Below are 3,096 nucleotides of genomic sequence, written 5' to 3' on the forward strand. Positions count from 1 at the left end.
CTGCCATCTGGCTTCTCCACCTCGGCGGTCCGGTTGAACGCGTCAAAAGAATAGGTCGTGGTGCCTCTTTCATAGATTTCAAGTTCAAATCGCCCTGGTAGTGAATTCGGCTAGACGACTACCCTAGAGTAAAGGGCAGATAATTCTGCCCCTCCTCATCAAACCGTACGCGAGATTTTCCCTCATACGGCTTTCCGATGTTCGTCATTCATGTGCATGCAGACTACAAGAGAGTTTTGAGACCGCACTGTTTGGCTAGAAACTTCATTTCTGCAACAGAACCCATCCACCTTTTCCGTTGCCTCTTCTTAGCGTACCAGCGTGCTAGCCTTTGTAGGATGTACCAGTCTAACTTCGCCATCTTACGCTGACTGTATGGTGTATAGTATAGTAGTGATTCCGCCATCCCTGTATCTTTAGATTGAGCCATTCAATATGTTCCGTTAGCGACTTTACACGCATCCTTGGCGGTGCCAGTCTTTCCTTGACTACTTCCCGTATGCGCTTCTCCTCTTTCTCGGTTAGCCACTGCTGTGTTGTGTAGTAGACCTGACTATTTGCGGTTTCTGCTTTCGTCTTACTGTGATGCAATCCAAGAAAGTCGAATCCTTCTTCGCCTGTCCACAAGCCTACAATACGTGTCTTGGTTGGATGCAGTGTAAGTTCTAGCCTCTCCATAATCGAACATATCTGTTTGTATGCATGGATAGCATCTTTTCTTGTTTTGCATACGACCACAAAATCATCTGCGTATCGCGTCAGCCCTCCTATTTTGCCGCCATGTTTTTCCCATAACGTATCAAAATAGTTCAATAGATATTCGCAAGCAGCGGTGATATAACTCCTCCTTGCGGTGTTCCGAGGTCCGAGCGTCTGACCGTTCCTTCTTCCATTACTCCTGCTGTCAGCCACTTCCGAACTAGCTTCAGGATTCTACGATCGCTAATACGCATTTCCATCAGCTTCATTAGCTTTTCCTGATTGATATTGTCGAAGTAGCCTTGAATGTCGACGCCGACCATCAAATTCCCCCTGCGGTTACAGGCCTTTCGGATACGGCCTAGTGCTCCTTTGGCACCTCGTTTCGGGCGAAATCCAAACGATACTCCTTGAAAGTCCGCTTCAAAGATGGGTTCTATCACCAATTTCGCCGCTATCTGTATGACACGGTTCGTACCGTGGGGATACCCAGCGGTCTTTGTTTTCCATCTTTCTTGGGGATGAATTGCCACCGCACAGGCCCAGGATTGTACTTGCCCTCTTTTAGAAGAAGGTGGCAGTTATACACAAACTGATATTCACCTAATTTCTCAATATCTTTGAGCGTCTGCCCATCCAATCCTGCTGCTCCCTTGTTGGCTCTCACGCTTCTCCATGCTCTCCACAAAATGTCCATTCGGTACACTTTGTCATAGAGTGCATGAAATCTACGTCTCTTGTTTTCCTTGGCCGCATGACCTAGCTTCTCTTGGAGTTGTTGAACTTTTTTTTTGTGTCATTAGCCGATTGGCATTCACTCACTCGTACCTCCTTAAGAAACATGAACAAAGCAGGGCTCGGCTTCCTCTCGTCCCTCTTGCGAGGCCTTTTTGACGACGCGGCAAGATTCACTTCATGTTACGGTCTGGCATATTGCTCGCCCTGTCTCTGACAGGTACTTTCGACGATACGCTTCTACGCACGGATTTCGCCATACGTAGGTATCCTAGCTACAAAGGTGGCTTGGCGACTCCTTCGGTTGGACTTGCACCAACAAGATAATGCGTGCCTCTGGGCACGCATTATAGAAAAGGCTTATTCCCCCCGAATTACAAGTTGGAATAAGCCTTCAAATCAAAATGATGAGCTTTTAAGCTATGAGAATCTAAATGCATTTCAAAACTCACTAAAATAGTTATTCATTCCATCATATCTTACTCTGATGAAAGATCTCTAGATGGAAAAATTATATCGGATTACATATTTCTCTAGTAAGATATCGTTATTATTAACAACATACCTTCATAATATTAGAAATTATCCAATAATTGTAATTGTAAATAGTTTTTAGGCTACTATGTTCATTCAAAGGAGTAGTTACGGCTTATTTATTCAACTCTCATTTCCAAATAATTCTTCATAAATATTTTGAAAAAACCCCCTTTTGTTCTTAATTTCACTCTCAAAAGGCATAGATATCGATACAAAAATTCCATTCAACGAAACTCTTTCTTGTAAACACATCTCTAGAACTTTCTTCATACTTTGTTGATCTCTCTCATTCAATTCGTTATATCCTGGAACAATTACAGCTCTGATAACCTGTAGCTGATGTTCTTGATCATTTATATTCAAATCACAGATATTATCATATTGTTCATCAGACATAAAATCCATATCAAGATATTTTAATAGGGTTACTATACTTTCAGGTTTTAGATTATTCATAATTTAATTGCCTCCTTTCTTAATTTTTTTATGAAGCTTTACATTTGCTCTCATTAACATGATTTATTGACCCCATCTCGGAAATGCAGTGATAGGTTGATTATTTTGATTGAAAAAGACCTGACCAGAACGTGATATTCCATAATTCAAGGTCCCGCGCTGATATCCTGAGCCGATAATAAGATCAAAAGATATCGGATTTTGGGCATACGATAATTGTCCAGTATTTTTCCAATATTTGTTGTGAACGTTGAATCATATTGAGCTGATCCCTGTGACTTAAAAACTTTGTAGCAGCAGCTGGTATTCGGGGTCTTCCTCTCCTGTCGGTATCAATTACACCAGTAGTCGGATTAATTCCCTGTGTCGCACGATCATATTGAGATTGTAATGTTGTTTGAGCACCATGTCTCTCCAAGAAGTGAGCACCAGGTATGGAGTTTTCCAAATCTTGAAGTCGACGATAAGCATTTTCCTCTGCTAATTGTTGTAGTCTAGCAGAACGTTCATTTGGTGAAAGGTGTGAATATTTTTCTCTTAAGGAATCTGCTCTACTTTTTTCCGTCCCCTCAAAAGGTCCTTCCTTCTTACCGCCGCCACCGCATGACTGGCTGCTGTACCCGCTCGGGTCCACGTAATTAATCGGGTTGTTTCCGACATACGCATACA

2 protein-coding genes and 1 pseudogene are annotated in these 3,096 nt (G+C 42.3%); all 3 read right to left on the reverse strand.

Features of this window, described 5'->3' with window-relative positions; translation table 11 throughout:
• Nucleotides 1–348 precede the first annotated feature (348 nt).
• A pseudogene (locus A372_RS39215) lies at nt 349–1,232 on the reverse strand (reverse transcriptase domain-containing protein).
• A gap of 859 nt (nt 1,233–2,091) precedes the next feature.
• Nucleotides 2,092–2,427: a hypothetical protein gene (locus A372_RS0100635; RefSeq protein ID WP_019418923.1), complete on the reverse strand. Its 336-nt coding sequence runs from the start codon at nt 2,425–2,427 to the stop codon at nt 2,092–2,094.
• 184 nt (nt 2,428–2,611) lie between these two features.
• Nucleotides 2,612–3,096, reverse strand: a 485-nt coding sequence (locus A372_RS37035; protein WP_202803263.1) for a hypothetical protein, incomplete at its 5' end; no start/stop codon positions are given.

The organism is Paenibacillus sp. OSY-SE, assembly GCF_000283315.1.
Taxonomy (GTDB): domain Bacteria; phylum Bacillota; class Bacilli; order Paenibacillales; family Paenibacillaceae; genus Paenibacillus_B; species Paenibacillus_B profundus.

Bases quoted from the DNA above. Each gene is read 5' to 3' on its own strand.
- A372_RS0100635 (WP_019418923.1), bottom strand. From the start codon at position 2,427: ATGAATAATCTAAAACCTGAAAGTATAGTAACCCTATTAAAATATCTT.